The sequence below is a fragment of the Pseudomonas sp. KSR10 genome, from assembly GCF_022355455.1.
Lineage (GTDB): Bacteria > Pseudomonadota > Gammaproteobacteria > Pseudomonadales > Pseudomonadaceae > Stutzerimonas > Stutzerimonas stutzeri_E.
In genome coordinates this window covers 1016962-1040319 of the sequence record NZ_JAKOEN010000019.1, presented here as the reverse complement: position 1 = coordinate 1040319, position 23358 = coordinate 1016962, and the positions used below count along the sequence as shown (strand labels likewise).

Here is a 23358-nt window from a genome sequence, read left to right as displayed (position 1 = left end):
CGCTGCCGTGCGTTCAGTGCGAATGGCGAGAAGACGACTGCACGTCTGCCGACGACCTCCTACATACGGGGCGTGATCCCGCATCTCGCAACATGGTGGTTGCAGCTTACTCGCTGCGATGGCGCACTGCCATAACGCTCCGTCAGACCGCTTCGCCTGAGGTCCTGCGCAAGATGGTGGTTCGTTGGGCACCGATGACCTTGTCAGCGCTGCTTGGCTGTCTGTAGCTGATTCAGATAATGGCTGCCGCCCAGCTGACGCATTTGCTGACGAATCCAGCTGGCACGTCGACGGACATGCGGGCCGGGGCGCCCTGCGCTCCACTCGCGAGGATTGGGCAGCACGGCGGCCAGCTGGCTGGCCTGGGCGGTGGACAGATAGGCCGCGCCTTTACCGAAGTGATGCTGCGCCGCCGCCTCGGCACCGAAAATGCCGTTGCCCCATTCGACACTGTTCAGATAGACCTCCAGGATGCGTTGCTTCGGCCATAGCAGCTCGATCCAGGCGGTGAACCAGACTTCGAAGCCTTTGCGCACCCAGCTGCGTCCGGACCAGAGGAACAGATTTTTCGCGACCTGCTGGCTCAGGGTGCTGGCGCCACGTAGCGAGCCGCCTTGTTCGTTGTGTGCGAATGCGGCGCGGATGGCGGCGATATCGAAGCCCCAATGATCGGCGAACTTCTGATCTTCGGCAGCGATCACGGCCATTTTCAGATCATCCGGCAGCACCTTCCAGGGCCGCCAGCTGCGTTGCAGGTCGATGCTGTCGTCGCTGATCCAGGATTCGATCTTGCGTTCGACCATGAGTGCTGTGAAAGGCGGTGGAACCCAGCGCAGCACCAGTACCAGCAGCACGGAAAGCGCGGTCAGCCAGAGCAGCAGTTTGGTGAGGCGGCGCAGCAGAGCTCGGAGCATGGGCGTGGTCGGGACCAGGGGGAACGGGCATTATAACGAGCTCATCACAGCCTGACTGGAGGCGCCTGAATGATTCGTCCCTTTCTTCTGCTTGCTGCGTTCTTCGGACTGACCGGTGTGGCGCTCGGCGCCTTCGCCGCGCATGGCTTGAAAAGCCGCCTCGGCGCCGATTACCTCGCGGTATTTCAGACCGGCGTGCACTACCAGTTATTTCACGCCCTGGCGTTGTTCGGGGTGGCCTTGCTCGCCTTGCATGCACCGAGCCGTCTGTTGGTCGCAGCGGGTGGCTTGTTTGCGCTTGGCGTTCTGTTGTTCTCCGGCAGCCTGTATCTCCTGGCCCTGACGGGTATCGGCAAGCTGGGCATCATCACGCCGTTCGGCGGCACGGCATTTCTGGCCGGGTGGATCTGCCTGATGCTGGCCGCCTGGAATCTCCGCGCCTGATCGCCGAGAGAGATGAATGGCAGCGCTCGTCGCCTTGGTGCGCCGAGGCGATCGGGCTAGAATGCGGACCCTTTGGCAATGGTGGCGATCACTATGCACATCCAGTTGAACGGCGAGCGCTACGAGCTACCTGACGGTCAGTCGGTGGCCGATCTGCTGCAGCGTCTGGAACTGACTGGGCGCCGGCTGGCGGTCGAACTCAATCGCGACATTGTGCCGCGCAGCCTGCATGCCACGACAGTATTGGTCGAAGGCGACCGGGTCGAAGTCGTGCATGCCATTGGCGGCGGTTGAGGAGGCCGCTACCTCGATAATTCCGGACGTCGCCCGTGCAGCGGCGTACTTCTTCGCTTCATTACAGATGAACAGGATGGTCGCATGAGCCCAGTTCCGCACGACAAACCCTTCACACTTGCCGGCCGCACTTATCAGTCGCGCCTGCTGGTGGGTACCGGCAAGTACAAGGATCTCGACGAGACCCGCGCCGCCATCGAAGCATCCGGCGCCGAGATCGTCACCGTCGCGGTGCGCCGCACCAACATCGGCCAGAACCCGGGCGAGCCCAATTTGCTCGACGTCATCTCGCCAGACCGTTACACCATTCTGCCGAACACCGCCGGTTGCTACGACGCCGATGAAGCGGTACGCACCTGTCGGCTGGCCCGCGAGCTGCTCGACGGCCACAACCTGGTCAAGCTCGAAGTGCTGGCCGACCAGAAAACACTGTTCCCCAACGTCATCGAAACCCTGAAAGCCGCCGAAGTGCTGGTCAAGGACGGCTTCGACGTGATGGTCTACACCAGCGACGACCCGATCATTGCCCGCCAGCTGGCCGACATGGGCTGCATCGCGGTAATGCCGCTGGCCGGACTGATCGGCACCGGTCTGGGGATCTGCAATCCCTACAACCTGCGGATCATTCTCGAAGAAGCCAAAGTGCCGGTGCTGGTCGATGCTGGCGTAGGTACGGCCTCGGACGCCACCATTGCCATGGAGCTGGGCTGCGAGGCGGTCCTGATGAACAGCGCCATCGCTCATGCGCAGAACCCGGTATTGATGGCCGAAGCCATGAAATACGCGATCGATGCAGGCCGCCTGGCCTATCTTGCCGGGCGTATGCCGAAGAAACTCTATGCCAGCGCCTCTTCGCCTCTGGAAGGCCTGATCCGCTAATTTCCATTCCCATTACCGGCCACGTGCTCGCGCGGCCGGTGCTTGTTATCTGCAGGTTTTCCATGAGTGACACTACCTCCCCGGCCGAGGGCCAACGGCGCATGCGTACCATCAAGAGTTTCGTGATGCGTGCCGGGCGCATGACCGAAGGTCAGCAGCGAGGCCTCGATCAGGGCTGGCCGCGGTTCGGTCTGGAGCTGGCCGACGGCCCGCGCGACTTCGATCAGGTGTTCGGCCGGCAGGCGCCACGGACCTTCGAAATCGGCTTTGGCATGGGGCATTCCACGCTGGAAATGGCGGCGGCGGCACCCGAGCAGGATTTCATCGGGGTTGAGGTGCATTCGCCAGGCGTTGGCGCGCTGCTAAACGGGCTTGTGTCACAAAACCTGACGAACGTGCGGGTTTACAGTTGCGATGCGCTTGAAGTGCTGCGTGAATGCGTTCCCGACGCCAGCCTGGACCGGGTCTTGCTGTTCTTTCCCGATCCTTGGCACAAAAGTCGCCACCACAAGCGGCGCATCGTCCAGCCGGCATTCGCCGAACTGGTGCGGCAAAAACTCAAGATCGGTGGTGTGTTGCACATGGCAACCGACTGGGAAGCTTATGCCGAGCACATGCTCGAGGTCATGAGCATCGCGCCTGGCTATCGCAACCAGGCGGTAAACGGGCAGTACGTCGAGCGTCCACAAGAGCGCCCGACGACCAAGTTCGAACGCCGGGGCGAGCGCCTCGGTCACGGGGTCTGGGACCTCAAGTTCGAACGCGTCGACTGACCGAGAGTGGGCGTTACAGCGCCCATCAGGGCCGTACCACGCGGTCTCAGGAAAATCTGACAAGAGCGGAGCGCCAGGAAGCGCGATCCCCCAACGCACAACTAATAGAGCCCTGTCTTTTGGCAGAGGCCGTCGTCTGCCGCGTCCGTTGCGCGGCAAGGAGCAAAAGCGATGTACAGAAAATTTGGAGTTCTGCTGCTGGCGGCCTGGGTGAGCCAGGCCCACGCCAAGGTGGATGACGCTCAGGCTGCTCGTCTGGGACAGGATCTGACCCCGCTGGGCGCCGAGCAGTCGGCCAATGCCAGCGGCAGCATCCCGGCATGGACCGGTGGTGTACAGGCGCCCGCCAACTACTCGAGCGGAATGCACCACCCGGACCCCTATGCCGCCGACCCGGTGCTGTACCGGGTCGATAGCAGCAATGTCGCGCAATACGCCGCGCTTTTGCCCGAAGGTCTCCGAGCATTGGTTGAGCGCTATCCGGACTTCTATTTGCGTGTGTTCCCGACACGTCGCAGTGCCGCGGCTCCGCAGCGCATCTATGACGAGACGCGCGCCAATGCCGTCGCTGCTGAGCTGATCGCCAACGGCAACGGCATCAAGGGGGCTGTCGCCGGCATCCCGTTCCCGCTGCCCCAGGACGGCATGGAAGTGATCTGGAATCACATCCTTCATTACAAGGGTGAGCAGACCCACATGATCAACAACCAGGCCGTGGTGATCAACGGCAGAGCTAACCTGATCAAACGGGATCGGCACATCTACTACGTCTACAACCGCGAGGGCATGAACAAGACGCAGCTGGACAACACGCTGCTCTACTACAAGTACCGGGTCACCGCTCCAGCAAAGCTCTCCGGGACCTCGCTGGTGGTGCAGGATCCGATCGACCAGGTACTGTCGATCCGCAAGGCTTGGCGCTACAGCCCGAGCGACCGCCGCGTACGGCGCCTGCCCTCGCTGGCCTATGATTCGCTGCAGCCGGATACCAGCGGGTTGGCCACGGCGGATGTGGTGGACACGTTCAACGGCGCGCCTGACCGTTATGAATGGAAGCTGATTGGCAAACGGGAAATGCTGATTCCCTACAACAGCTATGCCGTGCACCAGCAGGGCATACCCTACGACTCGATTGTGGGTGCACGTACCCTGAACCCCGAGCTGCTGCGCTACGAGCAGCACCGCGTGTGGATCGTCGAGGCGACGCTGCGCAAGGGCTTCAATCATCCGTATGCCATGCGTCGCTTCTACATCGATGAGGACAGCTGGCAGATTCTGGCAGTCGATCTGTTCGATCAGGATGCCGAACTGATCGGCCTGCAGGAAAGCCATCCGATCAGCTACTACGAAGTCCCCATGTTTGGCAGCACCCTGGAAACCTTGTACCACCTCAAGGATGGCAACTACTTCGTCGATGGCCTGGATAACAACGAGCCGATGTACGACTTCAGCGCCCAGATGGGGCCGCGAGACTTCTCTCCTGCAGCGCTGCGCCGCGGCGCCAACTGAGCGCTGCGCCCGGCCAGGTGTCTGCGCCGCCTGGCCGAGCCCTGGCTAACCTGGCCAGGGCTGTCTTTTCGAGGGCTGCTGGCACCTTCGCTGGCAGCTCTTCGAGCCTGATCCGTAGCCATCTGCCTGTTGAATACGCTGCCTGGTCCCGGCGAGCGTTCTAATCACCGCGTTGCCGTTGCCGTTGCCGTTGCCGTTGCGGGTCGGCACCTGCGTCGTGCTCGTCCAGCGGCAGAGTGGCATAGCGCAGCGGCACTTGCCGACCCCGAGGGCGCAGTGCCTCGGTAGTTTCTGTGCGCCTGTCATACTCGAACCGCCCGGCCGTTCCGAAGCCACAGGCCGGCAGCCTGCGCGAACAGCTACAGCGTTTCTCTGTGGCTGCCACCGAACGATTGGCACGCCTGCGGGCTGGGAGCGAGCCACGCTTCCAACATCTGCCCGACGCGCTGTCGATCCCGGCTACTCCGGTCGCTTATATGTATATACATTAAGAGCGGATTGAGCAGCCGGCCCATCGGATATAAGCGCAAGCATCTGACAAATAAAAGCGCTAAGAGCGCTTGACCGAACAAACTGTCATTTTCTATTGTATATACAATAAGACAGACAAAGGTCACCTACGATGCCTTCCACTCCTGACAAGCGCCTGCTATGGCGCGCCGTAAGCGTATTCGACGGTATTCAGACCCTGCCCCAGCCGATGGCAGTGATGGTAGAGGCCGGTCGCGTCACGCTTGTGGTGACCATGTCCGAGTTGGATGAGGCGCAGGTCGCCGGCGCATTGGAAGTGGGCTGCGGGGGCGTGATGACGCCCGGCCTGATCGACTGTCATAGCCATCTGGTCTTTGCCGGTAACCGCGCCGATGAGTTCGAGCAGCGCCTGGAAGGGGTCGACTACGCTGAAATCGCCAGGGCGGGCGGAGGCATTCTCAGCACCGTGCGTGCCACCCGCGCCGCCAGCGAGGCGCAACTGCTGGCCCAAAGCCTGCCTCGGCTGCAGGCGCTGCTGGCCGATGGCGTGACCACCGTCGAAATTAAATCCGGTTACGGCCTGACGACCGCCGACGAGCTGAAAATGCTGCGTGTGGCGCGCCGACTCGGTGAACAGCTGCCGGTACGAATTACCACGACCTTACTCGCGGCGCATGCGTTGCCACCGGAATTCGCCGATGACAGCGATGGCTACATCGACCTGGTCTGCAACGAGATCATTCCAGCGGCCGCGGCCGAGGGGTTGGCCGATGCGGTGGACGTGTTCTGCGAACACATCGGCTTCAGCCCGGCCCAGTGCGAGCGGGTATTCGTGGCGGCCCAGGCTCAGGGGCTGCCGGTCAAGGCACATGCCGAGCAGCTGTCCAACCAGGGCGCCAGCGCCCTCGCGGCGCGCTATCGAGGGCTCTCGGCCGACCATATCGAGTTTCTCGACGAGGCCGGGGTGCAAGCCATGGCGGCCGCCGGTACGGTTGCGACCCTGCTGCCGGGCGCCTACCACACGCTACGCGAAACCCAGCTGCCGCCCATCGCGCTGCTGCGCCAGTACGGGGTGGCGATGGCGGTGGCCGGCGATGCCAACCCTGGAACCGCGCCAATCTGTTTTCCTACCCTGAACCTGAATCTTGCCTGCACGCTGTTTCGCCTGACGCCGCGCGAGGCGCTGGCCGGCATGACCGCACATGCCGCGCAAGCGCTGGGCACACCTGAGCTCGGGCGTATCGCCGTCGGTGCGCCAGCCGATCTGTGTCTGTGGGATGTCCAGACGCCAGCCGAGCTGGCGTACGCGGTACAGCCGGGACGCCTGCGCCAGCGCATCTTTGGCGGTGTTGTCAGCTACGACAAGGAGGCCGCTCGTGATGCACGCTGATCGCCACTCGATGGAGCCCTGGCAAGGCCGCGTTGACCCGGAAGCGGACAGCGCGCGCTGGCACCAGCGCATTCAACCGCTCGCCGGCGACAGCGAACTGGGCCTGGCCTTGCTCGGCTTTGCCAGCGACGAAGGCGTGCGGCGCAATCATGGCCGAGTCGGTGCGGCAAACGGCCCCTTGGCGATCCGCAAGGCGCTGGCCAATCTGGCCTGGCACCGCAGCGGACCGGCCTACGATGCGGGTGACGTGGTCTGTGCCGATGGCGAACTGGAAGCGGCGCAGGCTCGTCTGGGTAGCAATGTCTGCGCATTGCTCGATGCGGGTCATCTGCCGATCGTTCTTGGCGGTGGCCATGAAGTGGCGTTCGGTAGCTGGCAGGGCCTTGCTGGGCATCTGGGCGGTGGTCAATCCGAGCAGCGCTCTCCAGCGATGGCCGTCCCACGGAGGGCCGCCCCACGCATAGGCATCATCAATTTCGACGCGCACTTCGACCTGCGTGATCCGGCCCATGTGCAATCTTCCGGCACGCCGTTCGCGCAGATCGCCGAGCAATGCGCGTTACGTGGTTGGCCTTTCGCTTATGCCTGTATCGGCGTCAGCCGAGCCAGCAACACTCGGGCGCTGTTTCAGCGCGCCGCCGAACTGCAGGTTTTGGTGCGCGAGGACCGCGACATCAGCGAAGCCAGCCTGGCCTCGCTGGGCGCGGATCTGGATCGTTTCATTGCCGGTTGCGACGCCGTCTACCTGACCATCGATATCGACGTGCTGCCCGCCTGCGAAGCACCTGGGGTCAGCGCACCGGCCGCGCGCGGCGTGTCCCTGGCACTGCTCGAGCCGTTGCTCGAGCGCATCCGTGACAGCGGCAAGCTACGGCTGGCCGATCTCGCCGAGCTCAACCCCGAACATGACATCGACAACCGCACCGCGCGGCTGGCGGCGCGGCTGATTCACCTGCTGTCCCTGACCGGCTGAGCCCACTCCAGCCATTTCTCTGACAAAAACAATTACAGAGGAACATTCGATGATGCTTTGCAGCGTTCGAGCGCTTTGCCGGGAGCACCGCCATGTCTGACCCGGCTACCACTCTCGCCAATGTTTCGCGGCCTCGTGCACTGGCCCGTTTGCTCGGCTACAGCCTGATCGGATTGCTGGTGTTTTTCGTGCCGTTCGATATCGATGGCCGTTCGACCATCCTGCTCGACCACAGCGCCAGCGCCTTGCTCGCCCATGCTCGTCCGCTGGTTGTCGCCATCGCCCTGGGGTTCATGCTCTACGGTGCGTTGCAGCCCTGGCTCAGCGGTAGCTGGCGCGGCGACCTGACCTGCACGGTATTCAGTGTGCTCAAGGTGTTCGGTCTGCTGGTCGGCGTGGGTTATCTGTTTGGCGTCGGTCCGGAGGTCCTGTACCAGCCGGGCATGCTGCCGTTCCTGTTCGACAAGTTGGTGCTGAGCCTGGCACTGATCGTGCCGCTGGGGGCATTGGCGTTGGTGTTCCTGATCGGCTTCGGCCTGCTGGAACTGGTCGGCGTGCTGATGCAGCCGGTCATGCGACCGATCTGGCGCACCCCCGGCAAGTCGGCGATCGATGCGGTGGCCTCGTTCGTCGGCAGCTACTCGGTCGGCCTGCTGATCACCGACCGGATGTACCGGCAGGGCCATTACAGCGTGCGTGAAGCGGCGATCATCGCCACCGGTTTTTCCACCGTATCGGCGCCGTTCATGGTGATCATCGCCAAGACGCTGGGCCTGATGGACATCTGGAACCTGTATTTCTGGAGCGCGATGCTGGTGACCTTCAGCGTCACCGCCATCAGCGCGCGGCTCTATCCGTTGTCACGGCTGCCATCCGAGAGCCGTGCCGAGGCGCCGTTGCCAGACGGCGAAAATCGCCTCGTCAGTGCCTGGCGTGCTGGCCTCGAGCAGGCGGCCTGCGCCCCGTCGCTGCTCAGCGCGCTGCGCGAGACATTCGTCGATGGCCTGCGCATGACCGCGGCGATCCTGCCGAGCATTCTCGCGGTCGGCCTGCTCGGTTTGCTGGCGGCCACGTACACCCCGCTGTTCGATGCCATCGGCCTGCTGCTGTATCCGCTGGTCTGGCTGTTCGGCTTGAGCGAGCCGATGGAGGTCGCCCGTGCCATGTCTTCCGGTCTGGCCGAGATGTTCCTGCCGGCGGTGCTGCTGAAAGACGCCGAGCCCCTGGTCAAGTTTGTCACCGCCATCGTCTCGGTGAGCAGCGTGCTGTTCCTGTCCGCCTCGATCCCCTGCGTGCTCGCCACACGGATTCCCCTGCGCTTGCGCGACCTGTTGCTGGTTTGGCTGCAACGCACCCTGTTGAGCCTGGCGTTCAGCATCCCGCTGGCTTACCTGGCGCACTACCTGGGCTGGCTGTAAAGGGCCGCCCATTGCTAAATGAACTGTTGACTGGAGCCCGTCATGAGCCTTTACCGCGACACCGAAATCCGCGCCCCCCGCGGTACCTCCCTGACCGCCAAGAGCTGGCTGACCGAAGCGCCGCTGCGCATGCTGATGAACAACCTCGACCCGGACGTCGCGGAAAACCCCAAGCAGTTGGTGGTGTACGGCGGCATCGGTCGCGCCGCCCGCAACTGGGAGTGTTTCGACAAGATCGTCGAGGTGTTGACCCGGCTGGAAGATGACCAGACTCTGCTGATCCAGTCCGGCAAGCCGGTCGGCGTGTTCGAAACCCACAAGGACGCGCCTCGCGTCTTGTTGGCCAACTCCAACCTGGTGCCGCACTGGGCCAACTGGGAGCACTTCAACGAGTTGGATGCCAAGGGCCTGGCCATGTACGGGCAGATGACCGCCGGCAGCTGGATATATATCGGCAGCCAGGGCATCGTCCAGGGCACCTATGAAACCTTCGTCGAAGCCGGTCGCCAGCATTACGGCGGCGAGCTCGAGGGGCGCTGGGTGCTGACCGCGGGCCTGGGTGGCATGGGCGGCGCGCAGCCGCTGGCGGCGACCCTGGCCGGTGCCTGCTCGCTGACTATCGAGTGCCAACAGTCGCGCATCGATTTCCGCCTGAAGACCCGCTACGTCGACGAGCAGGCCAGCGATCTCGACGACGCCCTGGCACGGATCGACAAGTACACCGGCGAAGGCAAGGCGGTGTCCATCGCCCTCTGTGGCAACGCCGCCGAGATCCTTCCGGAGCTGGTCAAGCGCGGCGTACGCCCGGACATGGTCACCGACCAGACCAGCGCCCACGATCCGCGCCACGGTTATCTGCCGGCCGGCTGGAGTTGGGACGAGTACGTCGCCCGCGGCAAGACCGAAGAAGAGGTGGTGGTCAAGGCCGCGCGTCAGTCCATGGCCGTCCACGTGCGGGCCATGCTGGACTTCCAGAAGATGGGCGTGCCGACCTTCGACTACGGCAACAACATTCGCCAGATGGCATTGGAGGAGGGCGTCGACAACGCGTTCGACTTCCCCGGTTTCGTCCCGGCCTACATCCGCCCGCTGTTCTGTCAGGGCATCGGCCCGTTCCGCTGGGTAGCGCTGTCCGGCGACCCCGAGGACATCTACAAGACCGACGCCAAGGTCAAGGAGCTGATTCCCGACGACGCGCATCTGCACAACTGGCTGGACATGGCCCGCGAGCGCATCAGCTTCCAAGGTTTGCCGGCACGCATCTGTTGGGTCGGCCTGAAAGACCGCGCACGCCTGGCGCAGGCGTTCAACGACATGGTCGCCAATGGCGAATTGAAAGCACCCATCGTGATCGGCCGCGATCACCTGGATTCCGGCTCGGTAGCCAGCCCCAACCGCGAAACCGAGGCGATGCAGGACGGTTCCGACGCGGTCTCCGATTGGCCGCTGCTCAATGCTCTGCTGAACACCGCGGGCGGCGCCACCTGGGTATCGTTGCACCATGGCGGGGGCGTCGGCATGGGCTATTCGCAGCACGCCGGGGTGGTTATCGTGGCTGACGGTACGCCAGAGGCTCGGGCCCGTCTCGGACGGGTATTGCGCAACGATCCGGGGACCGGGGTGATGCGTCACGCCGACGCCGGTTATGACATCGCCATTCATTGCGCACGCGAGCAAGGACTCGACCTTCCAATGATCGCCGCTACCCAAGGAGCCAACGCATGAGCCTGTTCAATCTGATTCCGGGCCAACTGACCCTGGGCCAGTTGCGCGCCGCCTACCACGACCCGCTCAAGCTCCGCCTGGACGACAGTGCCCACACCGCCATCGAGGCCAGCGTCGCCTGCGTCAACGCGATCATCAGCGAGGGCCGCACCGCCTACGGCATCAATACCGGTTTCGGTCTGCTGGCCTCGACCCGTATCGCCAGCGAAGACCTGGAAAAGCTGCAGCGTTCGCTGGTGCTGTCGCATGCCGCCGGCATCGGCGAGCCGCTGGATGACGCCATGGTGCGGCTGGTCATGCTGCTCAAGGTCAACAGTCTGGCGCGTGGCTTTTCCGGCATCCGCCTCAGGGTCATCGAGGCGCTGATCGCCCTGATCAATGCCGAGGTCTATCCGCATATTCCGCTCAAGGGGTCGGTCGGGGCTTCCGGTGATCTGGCGCCGTTGGCGCACATGTCGCTGGTACTGCTCGGTGAAGGTCGAGCGCGTTACCAGGGCCAGTGGCTACCGGCGCGGGAGGCCCTGGCCATCGCCGGCCTCGAGCCCATGACCCTGGCCGCCAAGGAAGGCCTGGCGCTGCTCAACGGCACCCAGGTTTCCACCGCCTACGCCTTGCGTGGTCTGTTCGAAGCCGAGGACCTGTTCGCCGCAGCCACGGTCTGCGGCAGTCTGACCGTCGAGGCGGCACTGGGCTCGCGGGCACCCTTCGATGCACGCATCCATGCCGCTCGCGGTCAGCGCGGGCAGATCGATGCGGCTAACGCGTATCGCCACCTGCTTGGCGACAGCAGCGAAGTTGGCCATTCCCATCAGGGCTGCGACAAGGTTCAGGATCCGTACTCGCTACGCTGCCAGCCGCAGGTCATGGGTGCCTGCCTGACTCAGCTGCGCCAGGCCGCAGACGTGCTGGCGGTGGAAGCCAATGCGGTCTCCGACAATCCGCTGGTGTTCGCCGCCGAGGGCGATGTGATCTCCGGTGGCAACTTCCATGCGGAACCGGTGGCCATGGCCGCCGATAATATCGCCCTGGCGATCGCCGAAATCGGCGCGCTGAGCGAGCGGCGCATTTCGCTGATGATGGACAAGCACATGTCGCAGCTGCCGCCGTTCCTGGTGGCCAACGGTGGGGTGAACTCAGGATTCATGATCGCCCAAGTCACCGCCGCGGCCCTGGCCAGCGAGAACAAGGCTTTGGCGCACCCGCACAGCGTCGACAGCCTGCCAACCTCGGCCAACCAGGAAGATCATGTCTCCATGGCGCCGGCGGCGGGCAAGCGGCTGTGGGAGATGGCGGCCAATACCCGGGGTGTCCTGGCCATCGAGTGGCTGGGTGCCTGCCAGGGGCTGGACTTTCGCGAGGGGCTGAAAAGCTCGTCGTTGCTCGAACGGGCGCGCCAGGTGCTGCGGGCCAAGGTGCCTTACTACGTGGAAGACCGCTTCTTCGCGCCGGACATCGCGGCGGCCGATGCGCTGCTCGCCGAGCGCGTGCTCAACCCGCTGATGCCGAGCGGAATGCTGCCTTCGTTTAATCCATAACGCTGTGACGCTCTCCTGGCCTGTCTCTAATGGCAGGCCTTGGGGGCGTTTTGTCGCAAAAAAACAATAAGAACCGAAAGGAACTCCAATGAATTCAGTCGTTTTGGCCGTATTGGCCATGGTCACGCTGTCGATGATGCGGGTCTCGGTGGTCTTTGCGCTGGTGGTCTCCGCGGTGATCGGCGGGCTGACGGCCGGGATGCCGATCGAGGCCATCATCGAGGCCTTCAACGAGGGGCTCGGCGGCGGCGCCTCGGTGGCCCTGGCTTACGCCACTCTGGGCGCGTTCGCTGTGGCGCTGTCGCGTACCGGTATCGCCCAGCGACTTTCGGCCCGGGTCGTCGAGCATCTGGGGCACAGCCGCCATAAGACGGGCGAGCTGGCGCTGGTCAAGTGGGTCATGCTGACCAGCCTGGTGCTGGCCGGTTTCGCCGCCGAGACCGTGATTCCGGTGCATATCGCCTTTATCCCGATCCTGGTGCCGCCGCTGTTGCACGTGATGAATCGTCTGCAGCTGGACCGGCGGCTGACCGCCTGCGCGATCACCTTCGCCATCACCGTGACCTACATGGCATTGCCGATCGGTTTTGGCGCCATTTTTCTCAATGACATCCTGATCGGCAACGTCAACCAGGCCGGCGCAGCCCAGGGGCTGGCGGTCAGCCGCGAAATGGCTCCCCAGGCGATGGCGATCCCGGCGCTGGGCATGGTCCTCGGGCTGGCAGTCGCTGCGTTCAGCTACCGCCGCAAGCGGGTCTACCAGGAACTGCCGGTCGCCGGCGAGCATCTGCGCAGCAATACCACCCCATTGGGTGCGCGCCAGCTCGGGTTGATCGTTCTCGCCCTGCTACTGGCGCTGGGTGTGCAGTTGTGGAGCGGTTCGATGATATTCGGCGGCCTGGTCGGCTTCGCGGTGATTTCGATCAGCGGAGTGATCCGCTGGGACGAACAGGACGACGTGTTCACCCAGGGCATGCGCCTGATGGCGCTTGTGGGATTCATCATGATTGCCGCTGCCGGCTTCGCGGCAGTGATGAAGGCCACCGGAGAGATCCCCAGCCTGGTCAGCAGCTCGGCAGAGCTGATCGGCGACAATCGAGGCATGGCGGCCTTGATCATGCTGCTGGTGGGGCTGCTGATCACCATCGGCATTGGCTCGTCGTTTTCCACGGTGCCGATCATCGCCTCCATTTATGTGCCGCTGGGGCTGGGTTTTGGCTTCTCGCCGTTGGCGATCATCGCGTTGGTGGGGACCGCCGCGGCGCTCGGTGATGCCGGTTCGCCCGCTTCGGATTCGACCCTGGGGCCCACTGCAGGGTTGAATGCCGATGGCCAACATGACCACATCTGGGACACCGTGGTACCAACGTTCCTGCACTTCAACCTGCCGCTGATCGCGGCCGGTTGGCTGGCGGCAATGCTGTTCTGATTGCCCTGGCGTGCTCGGGTCCCTGCACCTCGGCCACGGCGGACGTTATCATCCGCGCATCGCGCGTCGACATTAAGGGGGCCTGAGTGGCCAGCAATACACCACGCTACCGGGTCATCGAGCAATATCTGCTCGAACGCATCAGCGCGGGGGATTTTCCGGTCAACCACCAGATACCCGCAGAGGAGCAGCTGGCGCGGGATTTTGGCGTCAGCCGGATGACCGCCAACAAGGCCATCCGTGATCTGGTGCAGAAGGGCTACCTGATTCGCCAAGCCGGGCTCGGCACCTTCGTCACCGATCGCAAGGCCGAGTCTTCGCTGCATGAGGTGCTGAACATCGCGGCCGAGGTCCGGGGACGCGGCAACGAGTACAGCAACCTGATACTGCGCTGCGAGGCGATCGAGGCCGACGACGAGGTCGCCCTGCGGCTCGGCGTACGGGTCGGCACGCCGACCTTCCACAGCATTCTGGTGCACCGCGAGAACGGCCTGCCGATCCAGTTGGAGGATCGCTACGTCAACCCGCGCTGGGTGCCCGATTACCTACAGACCGATTTCGCCCGGCACACGCCCAACGAGGTGCTGGTGGCCGCCTGCCCGATCTCCGACGTCGAGCATGTGGTCGAAGCCGTGCTGGTCGATCGCCAGACCGCCGAATGGCTGGCCATGGACTCGGCGACCCCTTGCCTGAGCATGATTCGCCGGACCTGGTCCGAGGATCACTTGGTCAGCTACGCGCGGCTGATCCACCCGGGAGACCGCTACAAGCTGCGCTCGGCGCTGGGGCCGCGCGACTTCGCCTCGGCCTCGCTGCGACGTGGCAGCTGACGCCTTCTCGGCGTGCCAAGGCGAGCCGGCTAGGACGATCCGCTCGGTGTCAGGCTGACACGAGTCCCCGCCCGGCTCTGAACGATCGCCTCGATATCGCCGAGCGAACCGATGGCCGCCGACTTGCCGGTATTGCGGCGAACTCGCAGGTGGCCTGTACCTTCGGCCCCATCGAGTGCAGCTTGCGGTCCTGGTCATAGACCGCCGGGATGTCTCCGCCACTGGCACAAATGACCACGGCGCTTTTTTCCAGCAGCCAGCGGATCGGCCGGATTTCGAAGATTCGCTTTGGCCGGGGTCTGGCGACCACGCGGCGGAAGCGGTCGCCGTCCGCAGCGATGCGCCAGCTTTTCTGGGTGGCCAGGCGTTCGGCTTCTTCGCGGCTGTAAACCGGCCCGATCGGCTTGTTCGATCGTTCGAAGGCAGAGTCGTTCGCGTCCACCTCGACCTGGGTCAGCAAGCGACCTGCGGGCCGTTGTCGTGGCGTTCAATTTCCTGCAGCGCATCAGCTGCACGGTATGTCTGGGGAGCCGATGGATCTCGATCGATTTCTGCGCGAGGAGTGATGCCGCTCAGTTACGGTCGGCTACCACGCCGATAATGAACAGCAGCAGCAACAGCACTGGCGCGAGCGTGTAGTTGTTGAACTGAGCCAGTCCCTTGGCCAGCCAGGGGCTCAGGTAGATGATGCCGAGGCCGTAGACCAAGGCGCAGAAGACCACGAAGGCGGGGGTGCGCAGAACGAAATTGAGCCCGCCAATGTTCTTCTGCACCCAGGCGTTGAGCGCCGGTCCGAACAGGACGAACAGCGTCGCCACGATCGCCAGCGAAATATCGAACAGGTGGCTTCGGCTCCAGCGCGATAGGGTGGCGATGAGGTCGAGTACAAGATCCATGCGGGGTCCTTAGGGCAGGAAAAGCTGCAGCAGGTCGTTGAGGAATAACTGGCCCTTGGCCGTGGCGGCCAAGCGCTGCGGGTCGCGCTCGAGCAGTCCGCGCGCTTCGGCTTTGCGGCGGCCTTCGACGAGCATCTCCGTCGACAATCCAGTGCGCTCAGTGAACAGTGCTGACGGAACGCCGTCGGTGAGGCGCAGCACATTCATCAGAAATTCGAAGGGTAATTCATCGTCGCGCAGAACCGATTCGCCGGCACGGTAGCGCTTGGCCGGGTCCAGGTAGTCTTTTGGCAATCGGGTCTTCCAACTTCGGCGAATCTGCCCGTCGGGGCTACTGATCTTGCCATGTGCGCCGGCACCGAGGCCGAGGAAGTCACCGAAGGTCCAGTAATTGAGGTTGTGTCGTGCCTGACGTCCGGGCTGAGCATAGGCCGAGGTTTCGTACTGACGGAAGCCATGCTCGGCGAGCAGCACCTGGCCTGCCTCTTGGATATCCCACAGCGTCTCGTCCTCGGGTAGCTGAGGTGGTCGGTTCCAGAATTCGGTGTTGGGCTCGACCGTCAGCTGGTACCAGGACAGGTGAGTCGGCTGCTGGGCGATAGCGGTGCGCAGATCGCCGAGGGCATCGTCCAGGCTCTGCTCGGGCAGTCCGTGCATCAGGTCCAGGTTGAAGTTGTCGAAGCCGGCGGCGCGCGCCATGTCGGCGGCGCGTACGGCTTCGTCGCCGTCGTGGATCCGCCCCAGCGCTTTCAGCTTGGCGGCTTGAAAACTCTGAACGCCGATCGACAGGCGATTGATTCCGAGGTGACGGTAGTCGCGGAATTTCGCTTGCTCGAAGGTGCCCGGGTTGGCCTCCAAGGTGATCTCGACGTCAGCGGCGAAACCGACCCGTTGTTGCAGTCCGTCGAGAATCCGGCCCAGCGCTTGGGCGGAAAACAGACTCGGGGTACCGCCACCGAAGAAGATCGAGGTGAGCCTGCGCCCCTGCACCTGATCCAGATCGCTTTCCAGATCGTCCAGCAGCGCCGCGACATAGGCGTCTTCGGGGAGCGTCGGACCGGCCGCGTGCGAATTGAAGTCGCAATAGGGGCATTTGCGTACACACCAGGGAATGTGGACATAGGCGGCCAGCGGCGGCAGCGCCAGGCGTGGACCCGTGCGCTGAGCCTTGTCCGAGTGGTTCGCGTTGCCAGCTTCCCGGTTGCTGCGACTGCCGGTTTCGCTCATGCGATACCCAGGCGCTGCTTGAGCAGGGCCATGGCACGCGCGCGGTGGCTGAGCTGGTTCTTATCCGCGGGTGTCATCTCGGCGCTGGAACAGTTGCGCTCTGGCACCCAGAACAGCGGGTCATAGCCGAAGCCATGCTCGCCCTGGGCGGCATGCAGAATACGCCCATGCCAGAGCCCCTCGCAGATGATCGGCAGCGGATCCTCGGCATGCCGGACCAGCGCCAGCGCGCAGACGAACTGCGCGCCGCGCTCGGCATCCGGCACGTTCCTGAGCGCATCCAGTAGCTTGGCGTTGTTCGCGGCATCGCCCTGACCATCGGCGTAACGGGCCGAGTAGATCCCCGGCGCGCCACCGAGATGGTCGACCGCCAGTCCCGAATCGTCGGCGAGTGCCGGCAGGCCGGAAACCCTGGCCGCGTTACGCGCCTTGAGGATAGCGTTCTCGACAAAGGACAGTCCGGTTTCTTCCGGTTCCACGTCGGTGAATTCGCCAATCGGACGTACACGTACCGTGTCGCCCAGCATGGCCTGCAGCTCCTTGAGCTTGCCGGCGTTATGGCTGGCCAGCACCAGTTCGTTGAAAGGCATCATTCGTCTGGAAAGAATTCCTGGGTGAAATCGAAGTTGATCGGATCGGCGCCCGTGGGTCGTACGTTCAGGTTGAAACGCAGCGTCTCATTGGAGTCGAAGGGAAACTGCGCGAGGTAGTAGATGGCCTCGTCGCCTTCCTTGAGCTGCTTGAAGGTCAGGGGGTAATCCTGACCGAGAAGATTCTTGACCACGCCACTGACTTGCGCGGCCACCGGCTTGCCGGCCTTGATCACCGAGACGTTGACCACGCCCTGGGCCTTGCTGCGCACCAGACCGGCGGCTGCGGCGATGTCCGGTTGGAGAAAGCTGGAATTGAAAGCGATGTAGTGAACGTCGTGCTCACCGACGCTGTACTTGCGCTCGGCCAATGCCGGTAAGGTGAACAACAGGGCGAGCAAGCATATCAGGCTGCGTTTCATGGACGGTTCCTCCATTGATGAAGCGGATCAGCGGCCCGGTCCGGTGACTCGGTATATACCGATCTCGCCGATCAGGTTGGGCCATAGGCGACTTGCCATCCCATGCTTGTGATGGCGATCCACCGCCAGGCGTTCGAGTACCCGGGCTCCGCGTTCACGACACAGCCGCTCGAAATCCTCGAAGGTGCAGAAGTGGATGTTCGGCGTGTTGTACCAAGTGTAGGGCAGGAACTCCGAGACCGGCATGCGGCCCTTGCTGGCCAGATACCAGCGGCAGCGCCAGTGGCCGAAGTTGGGAAAGGTGATGATGCATTCGCGACCGACACGGAGCATTTCCTTGAGCAACACATCCGGGTAATGCACCGCTTGCAGCGCCTGGGTCATGACCACCATGTCGAAGCTGTCGCTGGCGAAATTGCCCAGGCCTTTGTCGAGGTCCTGCTCGATGACATTGACGCCCTTGTCGATGCAGGCGGCGATATTATCGGGATCGATTTCCAGGCCGTAACCACTGACCTGCTTGTGATCTCGCAGCCAGGCCAGTAGCTCGCCGTTGCCGCAACCGAGGTCGAGCACGCGGCTACCCGCCGGTATCCAGTCTTGGATGATTTCCAGGTCGGCGCGCATGTGGGTTTCCTTATACGACGATGCGGTTCATGTAGCCGCGAAACGCCTGCAGATAGCGGGGAATGGGAATCAGAAAGGCGTCATGGCCCTGGGGAGCGTCGATTTCCAGGTAACAGACATTTTTGCGTGCCGCCATCAGCGCATCGACGATTTCATGTGAACGCTCCGGGGAGAAACGCCAATCGGTGGTGAAGGAGATCACGCAGAAGTCCGCCTTGGCCGTCGACAGGGCTTTTGCCAGATCGTCGTCAAACGCCGCCGCCGGATCGAAGTAGTCCAGCGCCTTGGTCATCAGCAAGTAGGTGTTGGCGTCGAAACGACTGGAGAACTCTTCGCCTTGATAACGCAGGTAGCTCTCGACTTGGAATTCGACACTGTTGAAATCGTAGTTGAGCTTCTCGCTCTTCAGGCCGCGACCGAACTTGGTGCCCATGGCGTCATCGGACAGGTAGGTGATATGGCCGACCATTCGGGCCAGCATCAGGCCGCGCTTGGGAATCACGTTGCGTTCCTGGAAGTGCCCGCCGTGGAACTCCGGATCGGACAGGATCGCCTGGCGCGCCACCTCGTTGAAGGCGATGTTCTGCGCCGACAACTTGGACGCCGAGGCGATCGCGACGCAGTGGCGAACTCGTTCCGGATAGCTCATGGTCCATTGCATCGCCTGCATGCCGCCGAGGCTGCCGCCCACCACTGCCGCCCACTGTTCGATGCCCAATACATCGGCCAGGCGTGCCTGGCTGTTGACCCAGTCCTCCACGGTGACGACGGGGAAGTCCGCCCCGTAAGGCTTGCCGGTCAGTGGGTTGATGCTGCTGGGGCCGGTCGAGCCGTTGCATCCACCGAGGTTGTTCAGGCTGACCACGAAGAAGCGGTTGGTGTCGATCGCCTTGCCCGGCCCGATGCAGCTGTCCCACCAGCCGGGTTTATTCTCGTCCATGCTGTGGAAACCGGCTGCATGGTGATGGCCGGACAGCGCATGGCAGATCAGCACGGCGTTACTGCGCGCGGTATTCAATTCACCGTAGGTTTCGTAGATCAGCTGGTAGTCATTGAGCGTGCGGCCGCAGGCAAGTGCCAGCGGTTCGGCGAAATGCTCGACCTTCGGACTCACCAGACCAACGGAATCGGCTGGAATAGCTGTGGGCATCGACCCTGGCTCGTACTGGAAGAAGGCGGCAAAGTCTAAAGGTTAGCGCGCCTCAATTCATCCTCAATCGCAACGCCCGAGTCAACTCAGGCTGGCGCTGGTGAGGCTGACCACTTTGCCCTGGCGACGGATCGGAGCCGGCCGCCGCAGCAATCGCAACATTTCCCCAGCCTGTGCCAACTGTTGCTCCAGCTCGAGGCTGTAGCGTGCCAGCAGACGACCGCGTTGGCTGCTTTGCTGGCTCTCCTGTGCCAGGCTTTTTAGCTGCAGCAGGTGCGCTTCGAGCTGTTGCTTGTGCTCCAATGAATGTTGCATCAACGGCATCAGGGCTTCGTCGGCCCATTGCTCGGCGTCCTGACGCAGGCGCTGATGCATTCCGATGACTTCCTGCACCAGGGTGGCGAAGAAGCGTCGGGTCAGCGTGCGCTGCTCGGTAAGCAGCGTTTTAAGCTGCAGGCGAAACTGGTCGGCTTTGTTCTGCAGTCCCTTCAGCTCTTTCTGGTAAGGGCCGAGCCGAAACAGGGGAGCGTCGACCCCGTGCAGCGGGTTCTGTTCGTTGTGGCGGGCGTAGATCGCCGACACCATCTTGTTTGCTAGCGCCGCCTCATGCTCGAGCGCACCCAGGTCCTGCTCGACCGAACGGAAGAAGTGCAGAATGCTCAGGTTGATACCCAGGGTCGTCAGGCTGCCTGTCAGGCTGCGGCGCAGGCGGGTCAAATGCTCTTCCAAGCGCTCGGCGCGCACGGTGCCGCGCAGCAGCTCGCCCTGACGCTGCAGCAGGCGCTGGTTGGTCTTCAATTGCAGCAGGCGCTTGTGGTGCTGATTGTGATCGTGCCGAGTGCGGGCGGTCAGCTCCAGCAACAGCTGCCCGCTATCCTGACGGCGGTTATCGAGCAGTTCGCTCTGTTCGCGAACCTTGGCCAAGCGCTGGGTCAGGATGTGCTGGCTGTTCTGTAGCAGAGCGAGCACCTGGCGCACCACCTGTTGCTCCAGCAGGCGCTCCTTCTGCGCGAGGATGCGTTCGCAAAGAAGCTGCTCCAGCGCCACCAGTCGGCTGCGCTCAAGCAGTGGCTGATCGCCGCGAATCTTCGCAAGCAGTGCCTGCTTGGCCGAAAGCGGAAGCACGTCGTCGACGGCGATACCCAACTGTTGGGCGGTGCTGCTCTGCATCCTCTGGATTGCATCGTTGACGAACGCGTCGCCGGAGACGTCGTCCCAGAGCACATCGATTTTGTTCAGCACGGCGAACAAACGGTGTCGACCGCCGTCGTCGAGCTGATGGATATGCTGCTGCCAGATATCCATATCGCTGGCGGTCACGCCGGCGTCGGCTGACAACAGAAAAATTACCGCCTGGGCACTCGGCAGCATCGACAGGGTGAGTTCTGGCTCGCTGCCCAGCGCGTTGAGGCCCGGCGTATCGAGTATCCGCAACCCCTGGCGCAACAGGGGGTGATCGAAGTTGACCATCGCGTGCCGCCAGGCCGGCACCATGACTTCGCCGGCCGTCTCCGCTTGTTCCAGTGAGTCGGGATGGAAACCGAGCTGAACGGCTTGCTCCACCGGCATGGATTTGGTGGAAGCGACCTGGGTGAAGGCTTCGACCATGGCGTCCGGCTTGTTCGGATCCAGCGCTATGTTCTGCCAGAAACGCGGATTGCGCTTGAGCTGGGCGATGCTCGTGTCGTCCAGGCGCGACTCGATCGGCAACAGGCGGATATAGGAGCGCTCCGCGCGTGGATCAAAAAACAGTTCGGTTGGGCACATGGTGGTGCGCCCTGCACGCGAGGGCAGGATGCGTTGGCCGTACCCGGAGAAAAACAGGCTGTTGATCAGCTCCGTCTTGCCACGGGAAAACTCGCCGACGAACGCCAGGGTGATGTGATCGGTGCGCAGCAGTTTCAAGGCACGATCAAGCCGCGCATCTACCGCCTCCGAATTGAGGCGGTTGTGCCCCAGCCAGCTGCGGTAGCGGGTGATCTCCCGAACCAGATCACGCTTCCAGGTAACGTAGGCATCCACTTGCCGGTCTAGTCGTTCCATGATCGTGGTGCTTCCTGAAAGGCGGATCGGGCGATTATCCCAATCGCCCGATGCGGGTCAATTGAGAGGGTGTGAACTACCGCTCAAAGGCCGCATGTGGTGCGCAGGCGGTTGGCCTCAGATCAGCGAGCGGAGGATATTGGGCATATGCGTCATCATCGCCAAGTTGTTGATCACCAGCATGTCCAGCAGCTTGATCGCCAGAAAAGCGAAGATCGGCGAGATATCCAGCCCGCCAAGATTGGGCAGCAGGCGGCGGAAAGGTGCCAGCGCCGGTTCGCAGATCTGGTTGACCAGTTGAGCGCCGGGGTTGTGGCTACCGGGTGCGACCCAGGACAGGATTACGCTGATGATCAGCGCGTAGAAGAATATGTTCAGAAACAGCCCGGTCACGCCAATCAGCGCCCAGACCAGAAGCTGCAGCGGGTTGCCGATGGTGCCGTAGGCCAGCATCAGGATGGCAGCCATCAGCAGCACTTGAATCACGATGGCCAGCACCAGCGAGGATAGATCGATGCCGCCGATGCTCGGTATCACCCGGCGCAACGGCCGCAGCAAGGGGTGCGTGGCGCGCACGATGAACTGGCTCAGCGGGTTGTAGAAGTCCGCCCGGACCAACTGCAGGATAAAGCGCAGCAGCACGATCAGCAGATAGAGACTGCCGAGCGTCTGGACGATCAGGATCAGGGCTTGTGAGAGTTGCGACATGAAGGCTCCTTAGGGTCTGTTGATGTTTCGTCGCGAGCCGCGTTGCTGCGTCAAATGACGCCAGGCAAGGCGCGGGACGCAGGTAATGGTTGTTCCCTTGACAAGTCTCGCAACGCCGCATGGCGTCATTTGCCGCGCAACCCGAAGGGCCGGGCCTGTTTTTGCGCGGTGCGGCGTTATTCGTCGTTCATTTGGAATGACCAAACTTCTCTCCTCATGCCTTGCTCCGCGCAAAAACAAGCTCCGGCGCGGCCGCGAACGAAACGTCAACAGACCCTAGTTGCCCAGTTGTTCGGCGAGTTCGGCCGAGCGTTGTGCGGCGGCATTCATCGCCTGTTGAACCAGACTCTCGAAGCCGCCTGTCTGGAAGGCTTTGATCGCCGCTTCGGTGGTTCCGTTCGGCGAGGTGACGCGGCGACGCAGTTCGGCTGCATCGACGTCGCTTTCGCAGGCCATCCGTGCGGCACCCAGCGCGGTGTGCAGTGTCAGCTGCGCCGCGGTGTCGCGTGGCAGGCCCAGGTGCTGGCCGGCGGCGGTCATGGCTTCGATCAACAGGAAGAAATAGGCGGGCCCGCTGCCGGAGACGGCGGTGACGGCGTCGATCAGTTCTTCCTTGTCCAGCCAGAGCGCCAGGCCCACAGCCGATAGCAACTGCTCGGCCTGTTGTTTTTGCTCAACGCTGACCTGAGCACTGGCGAACAACCCGCTGACGCCTTGACGCAATAGCGATGGCGTATTCGGCATGCAGCGCACGATGGCCCGTGGCGTCTGCGGCCCCAGCCATTGCTGCAAGCTGGCGCAGTTGATTCCCGCGGCGATCGACACGATCAGCTGGTTCGATTGCAGATGGACGGCCAGATCGCGGCAGACCGACTGCATCATCTGCGGTTTGACCGCCAGCAGGACGACATCGGCACCGGCAACGGCTTGGCTGTTGTCGGCGAAGGTCTCGATGCCGTGGGTTGACTCCAGCTCGGCGCGCTTGTCAGCGCCTGGATCGCTGGCACAGATGGATGTGGCGGATACGCCTTGGGCACGCACCCCGCCGATCAGGCTGGCAGCCATGTTGCCGCCGCCGATGAATGCGATACGGGGTGTGTTCATGCGTGGG

Annotated in this window: 22 protein-coding genes and 1 pseudogene; 12 read left to right on the top strand and 11 right to left on the bottom strand. The window is 63.1% G+C overall.

All coding sequences use genetic code 11. The features are described from left to right. Window positions 1–203: 203 nt before the first annotated feature. Entirely contained in the window at window positions 204–914 is a 711-nt protein-coding gene (gene mtgA / locus MCB86_RS13680) for a monofunctional biosynthetic peptidoglycan transglycosylase (RefSeq protein WP_045164024.1), read from the bottom strand. Window positions 915–983: 69 nt separating this feature from the next. On the opposite strand from mtgA, the gene MCB86_RS13675 reads away from it, so the two are divergent. The 12 genes from MCB86_RS13675 to hutC all read left to right on the top strand — a co-directional run bounded on the left by MCB86_RS13675 (window position 984) and on the right by hutC (window position 14584). Further along, window positions 984–1358, top strand: coding sequence for a DUF423 domain-containing protein (locus MCB86_RS13675; RefSeq protein WP_045164023.1), 375 nt, complete (start codon window positions 984–986; stop codon window positions 1356–1358). A 93-nt stretch (window positions 1359–1451) separates the two neighbouring features. After that, window positions 1452–1652, top strand: a complete 201-nt coding sequence (thiS, locus tag MCB86_RS13670; RefSeq protein ID WP_045164373.1) for a sulfur carrier protein ThiS — start codon at window positions 1452–1454, stop codon at window positions 1650–1652. An 84-nt stretch (window positions 1653–1736) separates the two neighbouring features. After that, the gene (locus MCB86_RS13665; RefSeq protein WP_045164022.1) at window positions 1737–2531 is read left to right on the top strand and encodes a thiazole synthase; all 795 of its coding nucleotides are present in this window, start codon (window positions 1737–1739) and stop codon (window positions 2529–2531) included. Between the two features lie 101 nt (window positions 2532–2632). After that, window positions 2633–3304: a tRNA (guanosine(46)-N7)-methyltransferase TrmB gene (trmB, locus tag MCB86_RS13660; RefSeq protein WP_239611592.1), complete on the top strand. Its 672-nt coding sequence runs from the start codon at window positions 2633–2635 to the stop codon at window positions 3302–3304. A gap of 171 nt (window positions 3305–3475) precedes the next feature. After that, a complete protein-coding gene (locus tag MCB86_RS13655) occupies window positions 3476–4813 on the top strand; it encodes a DUF1329 domain-containing protein (protein ID WP_045164020.1) in 1338 nt (445 codons plus the stop codon). 622 nt (window positions 4814–5435) lie between these two features. Next, window positions 5436–6674 (top strand): imidazolonepropionase, encoded by a 1239-nt coding sequence (hutI, locus tag MCB86_RS13650; RefSeq protein ID WP_239611249.1) that lies wholly within the window; start codon window positions 5436–5438, stop codon window positions 6672–6674. Continuing rightward, entirely contained in the window at window positions 6664–7647 is a 984-nt protein-coding gene (gene hutG / locus MCB86_RS13645) for a formimidoylglutamase (RefSeq protein WP_239611248.1), read from the top strand. Before hutI ends, hutG begins: the two co-directional genes overlap by 11 nt. Before the next feature lie 92 nt (window positions 7648–7739). Then, window positions 7740–9065 (top strand): YjiH family protein, encoded by a 1326-nt coding sequence (locus MCB86_RS13640; RefSeq protein ID WP_239611247.1) that lies wholly within the window; start codon window positions 7740–7742, stop codon window positions 9063–9065. A 42-nt stretch (window positions 9066–9107) separates the two neighbouring features. After that, on the top strand, window positions 9108–10790 hold the full coding sequence (gene hutU / locus MCB86_RS13635) for a urocanate hydratase (protein ID WP_239611246.1): 1683 nt from the start codon (window positions 9108–9110) through the stop codon (window positions 10788–10790). Continuing rightward, entirely contained in the window at window positions 10787–12325 is a 1539-nt protein-coding gene (gene hutH / locus MCB86_RS13630) for a histidine ammonia-lyase (RefSeq protein ID WP_045164014.1), read from the top strand. Before hutU ends, hutH begins: the two co-directional genes overlap by 4 nt. A gap of 88 nt (window positions 12326–12413) precedes the next feature. After that, on the top strand, window positions 12414–13754 hold the full coding sequence (locus MCB86_RS13625) for a Na+/H+ antiporter NhaC family protein (RefSeq protein ID WP_239611245.1): 1341 nt from the start codon (window positions 12414–12416) through the stop codon (window positions 13752–13754). Between the two features lie 86 nt (window positions 13755–13840). Then, on the top strand, window positions 13841–14584 hold the full coding sequence (gene hutC, locus MCB86_RS13620; protein WP_239611244.1) for a histidine utilization repressor: 744 nt from the start codon (window positions 13841–13843) through the stop codon (window positions 14582–14584). Window positions 14585–14613: 29 nt separating this feature from the next. Here the strand turns inward: hutC and MCB86_RS13615 are convergent. The 10 genes and pseudogenes from MCB86_RS13615 to proC form a co-directional block, all read right to left on the bottom strand. Beyond that, window positions 14614–15044 (bottom strand): annotated as a pseudogene (locus MCB86_RS13615) (carbamate kinase); the annotation flags it as partial. Window positions 15045–15156: 112 nt separating this feature from the next. After that, entirely contained in the window at window positions 15157–15480 is a 324-nt protein-coding gene (locus MCB86_RS13610; RefSeq protein WP_239611243.1) for a DUF3392 domain-containing protein, read from the bottom strand. Window positions 15481–15489: 9 nt separating this feature from the next. Then, window positions 15490–16707 (bottom strand): radical SAM family heme chaperone HemW, encoded by a 1218-nt coding sequence (gene hemW / locus MCB86_RS13605; RefSeq protein WP_239611242.1) that lies wholly within the window; start codon window positions 16705–16707, stop codon window positions 15490–15492. Continuing rightward, complete coding sequence (gene rdgB, locus MCB86_RS13600; protein ID WP_045164010.1) at window positions 16704–17300, bottom strand: RdgB/HAM1 family non-canonical purine NTP pyrophosphatase; 597 nt, start codon at window positions 17298–17300, stop codon at window positions 16704–16706. The genes hemW and rdgB overlap by 4 nt, the downstream gene beginning before the upstream one ends. Further along, window positions 17297–17719: a DUF4426 domain-containing protein gene (locus tag MCB86_RS13595; RefSeq protein WP_045164009.1), complete on the bottom strand. Its 423-nt coding sequence runs from the start codon at window positions 17717–17719 to the stop codon at window positions 17297–17299. The genes rdgB and MCB86_RS13595 overlap by 4 nt, the downstream gene beginning before the upstream one ends. A gap of 27 nt (window positions 17720–17746) precedes the next feature. Next, the gene (metW, locus tag MCB86_RS13590; RefSeq protein ID WP_045164008.1) at window positions 17747–18346 is read right to left on the bottom strand and encodes a methionine biosynthesis protein MetW; all 600 of its coding nucleotides are present in this window, start codon (window positions 18344–18346) and stop codon (window positions 17747–17749) included. A gap of 10 nt (window positions 18347–18356) precedes the next feature. Then, on the bottom strand, window positions 18357–19496 hold the full coding sequence (locus MCB86_RS13585) for a homoserine O-acetyltransferase (RefSeq protein WP_045164007.1): 1140 nt from the start codon (window positions 19494–19496) through the stop codon (window positions 18357–18359). 81 nt (window positions 19497–19577) lie between these two features. Beyond that, entirely contained in the window at window positions 19578–21539 is a 1962-nt protein-coding gene (locus MCB86_RS13580; protein ID WP_239611241.1) for a dynamin-like GTPase family protein, read from the bottom strand. A gap of 117 nt (window positions 21540–21656) precedes the next feature. After that, the gene (locus MCB86_RS13575) at window positions 21657–22247 is read right to left on the bottom strand and encodes a YggT family protein (protein ID WP_045164005.1); all 591 of its coding nucleotides are present in this window, start codon (window positions 22245–22247) and stop codon (window positions 21657–21659) included. Window positions 22248–22523: 276 nt separating this feature from the next. Next, a complete protein-coding gene (gene proC / locus MCB86_RS13570; protein ID WP_239611240.1) occupies window positions 22524–23351 on the bottom strand; it encodes a pyrroline-5-carboxylate reductase in 828 nt (275 codons plus the stop codon). Between the last annotated feature and the right edge of the window lie 7 nt (window positions 23352–23358).

Bases quoted from the DNA above. Each gene is read 5' to 3' on its own strand.
- hemW (WP_239611242.1), bottom strand. From the start codon at position 16,707: ATGAGCGAAACCGGCAGTCGCAGCAACCGGGAAGCTGGCAACGCGAAC.
- hutU (WP_239611246.1), top strand. From the start codon at position 9,108: ATGAGCCTTTACCGCGACACCGAAATCCGCGCCCCCCGCGGTACCTCC.
- thiS (WP_045164373.1), top strand. From the start codon at position 1,452: ATGCACATCCAGTTGAACGGCGAGCGCTACGAGCTACCTGACGGTCAG.
- MCB86_RS13595 (WP_045164009.1), bottom strand. From the start codon at position 17,719: ATGAAACGCAGCCTGATATGCTTGCTCGCCCTGTTGTTCACCTTACCG.
- MCB86_RS13610 (WP_239611243.1), bottom strand. From the start codon at position 15,480: ATGGATCTTGTACTCGACCTCATCGCCACCCTATCGCGCTGGAGCCGA.
- proC (WP_239611240.1), bottom strand. From the start codon at position 23,351: ATGAACACACCCCGTATCGCATTCATCGGCGGCGGCAACATGGCTGCC.
- MCB86_RS13585 (WP_045164007.1), bottom strand. From the start codon at position 19,496: ATGCCCACAGCTATTCCAGCCGATTCCGTTGGTCTGGTGAGTCCGAAG.
- MCB86_RS13625 (WP_239611245.1), top strand. From the start codon at position 12,414: ATGAATTCAGTCGTTTTGGCCGTATTGGCCATGGTCACGCTGTCGATG.
- trmB (WP_239611592.1), top strand. From the start codon at position 2,633: ATGCGTACCATCAAGAGTTTCGTGATGCGTGCCGGGCGCATGACCGAA.
- MCB86_RS13665 (WP_045164022.1), top strand. From the start codon at position 1,737: ATGAGCCCAGTTCCGCACGACAAACCCTTCACACTTGCCGGCCGCACT.
- MCB86_RS13580 (WP_239611241.1), bottom strand. From the start codon at position 21,539: ATGGAACGACTAGACCGGCAAGTGGATGCCTACGTTACCTGGAAGCGT.
- hutH (WP_045164014.1), top strand. From the start codon at position 10,787: ATGAGCCTGTTCAATCTGATTCCGGGCCAACTGACCCTGGGCCAGTTG.
- MCB86_RS13675 (WP_045164023.1), top strand. From the start codon at position 984: ATGATTCGTCCCTTTCTTCTGCTTGCTGCGTTCTTCGGACTGACCGGT.
- hutI (WP_239611249.1), top strand. From the start codon at position 5,436: ATGCCTTCCACTCCTGACAAGCGCCTGCTATGGCGCGCCGTAAGCGTA.
- rdgB (WP_045164010.1), bottom strand. From the start codon at position 17,300: ATGATGCCTTTCAACGAACTGGTGCTGGCCAGCCATAACGCCGGCAAG.
- metW (WP_045164008.1), bottom strand. From the start codon at position 18,346: ATGCGCGCCGACCTGGAAATCATCCAAGACTGGATACCGGCGGGTAGC.
- MCB86_RS13575 (WP_045164005.1), bottom strand. From the start codon at position 22,247: ATGTCGCAACTCTCACAAGCCCTGATCCTGATCGTCCAGACGCTCGGC.
- MCB86_RS13640 (WP_239611247.1), top strand. From the start codon at position 7,740: ATGTCTGACCCGGCTACCACTCTCGCCAATGTTTCGCGGCCTCGTGCA.
- hutG (WP_239611248.1), top strand. From the start codon at position 6,664: ATGCACGCTGATCGCCACTCGATGGAGCCCTGGCAAGGCCGCGTTGAC.
- mtgA (WP_045164024.1), bottom strand. From the start codon at position 914: ATGCTCCGAGCTCTGCTGCGCCGCCTCACCAAACTGCTGCTCTGGCTG.
- MCB86_RS13655 (WP_045164020.1), top strand. From the start codon at position 3,476: ATGTACAGAAAATTTGGAGTTCTGCTGCTGGCGGCCTGGGTGAGCCAG.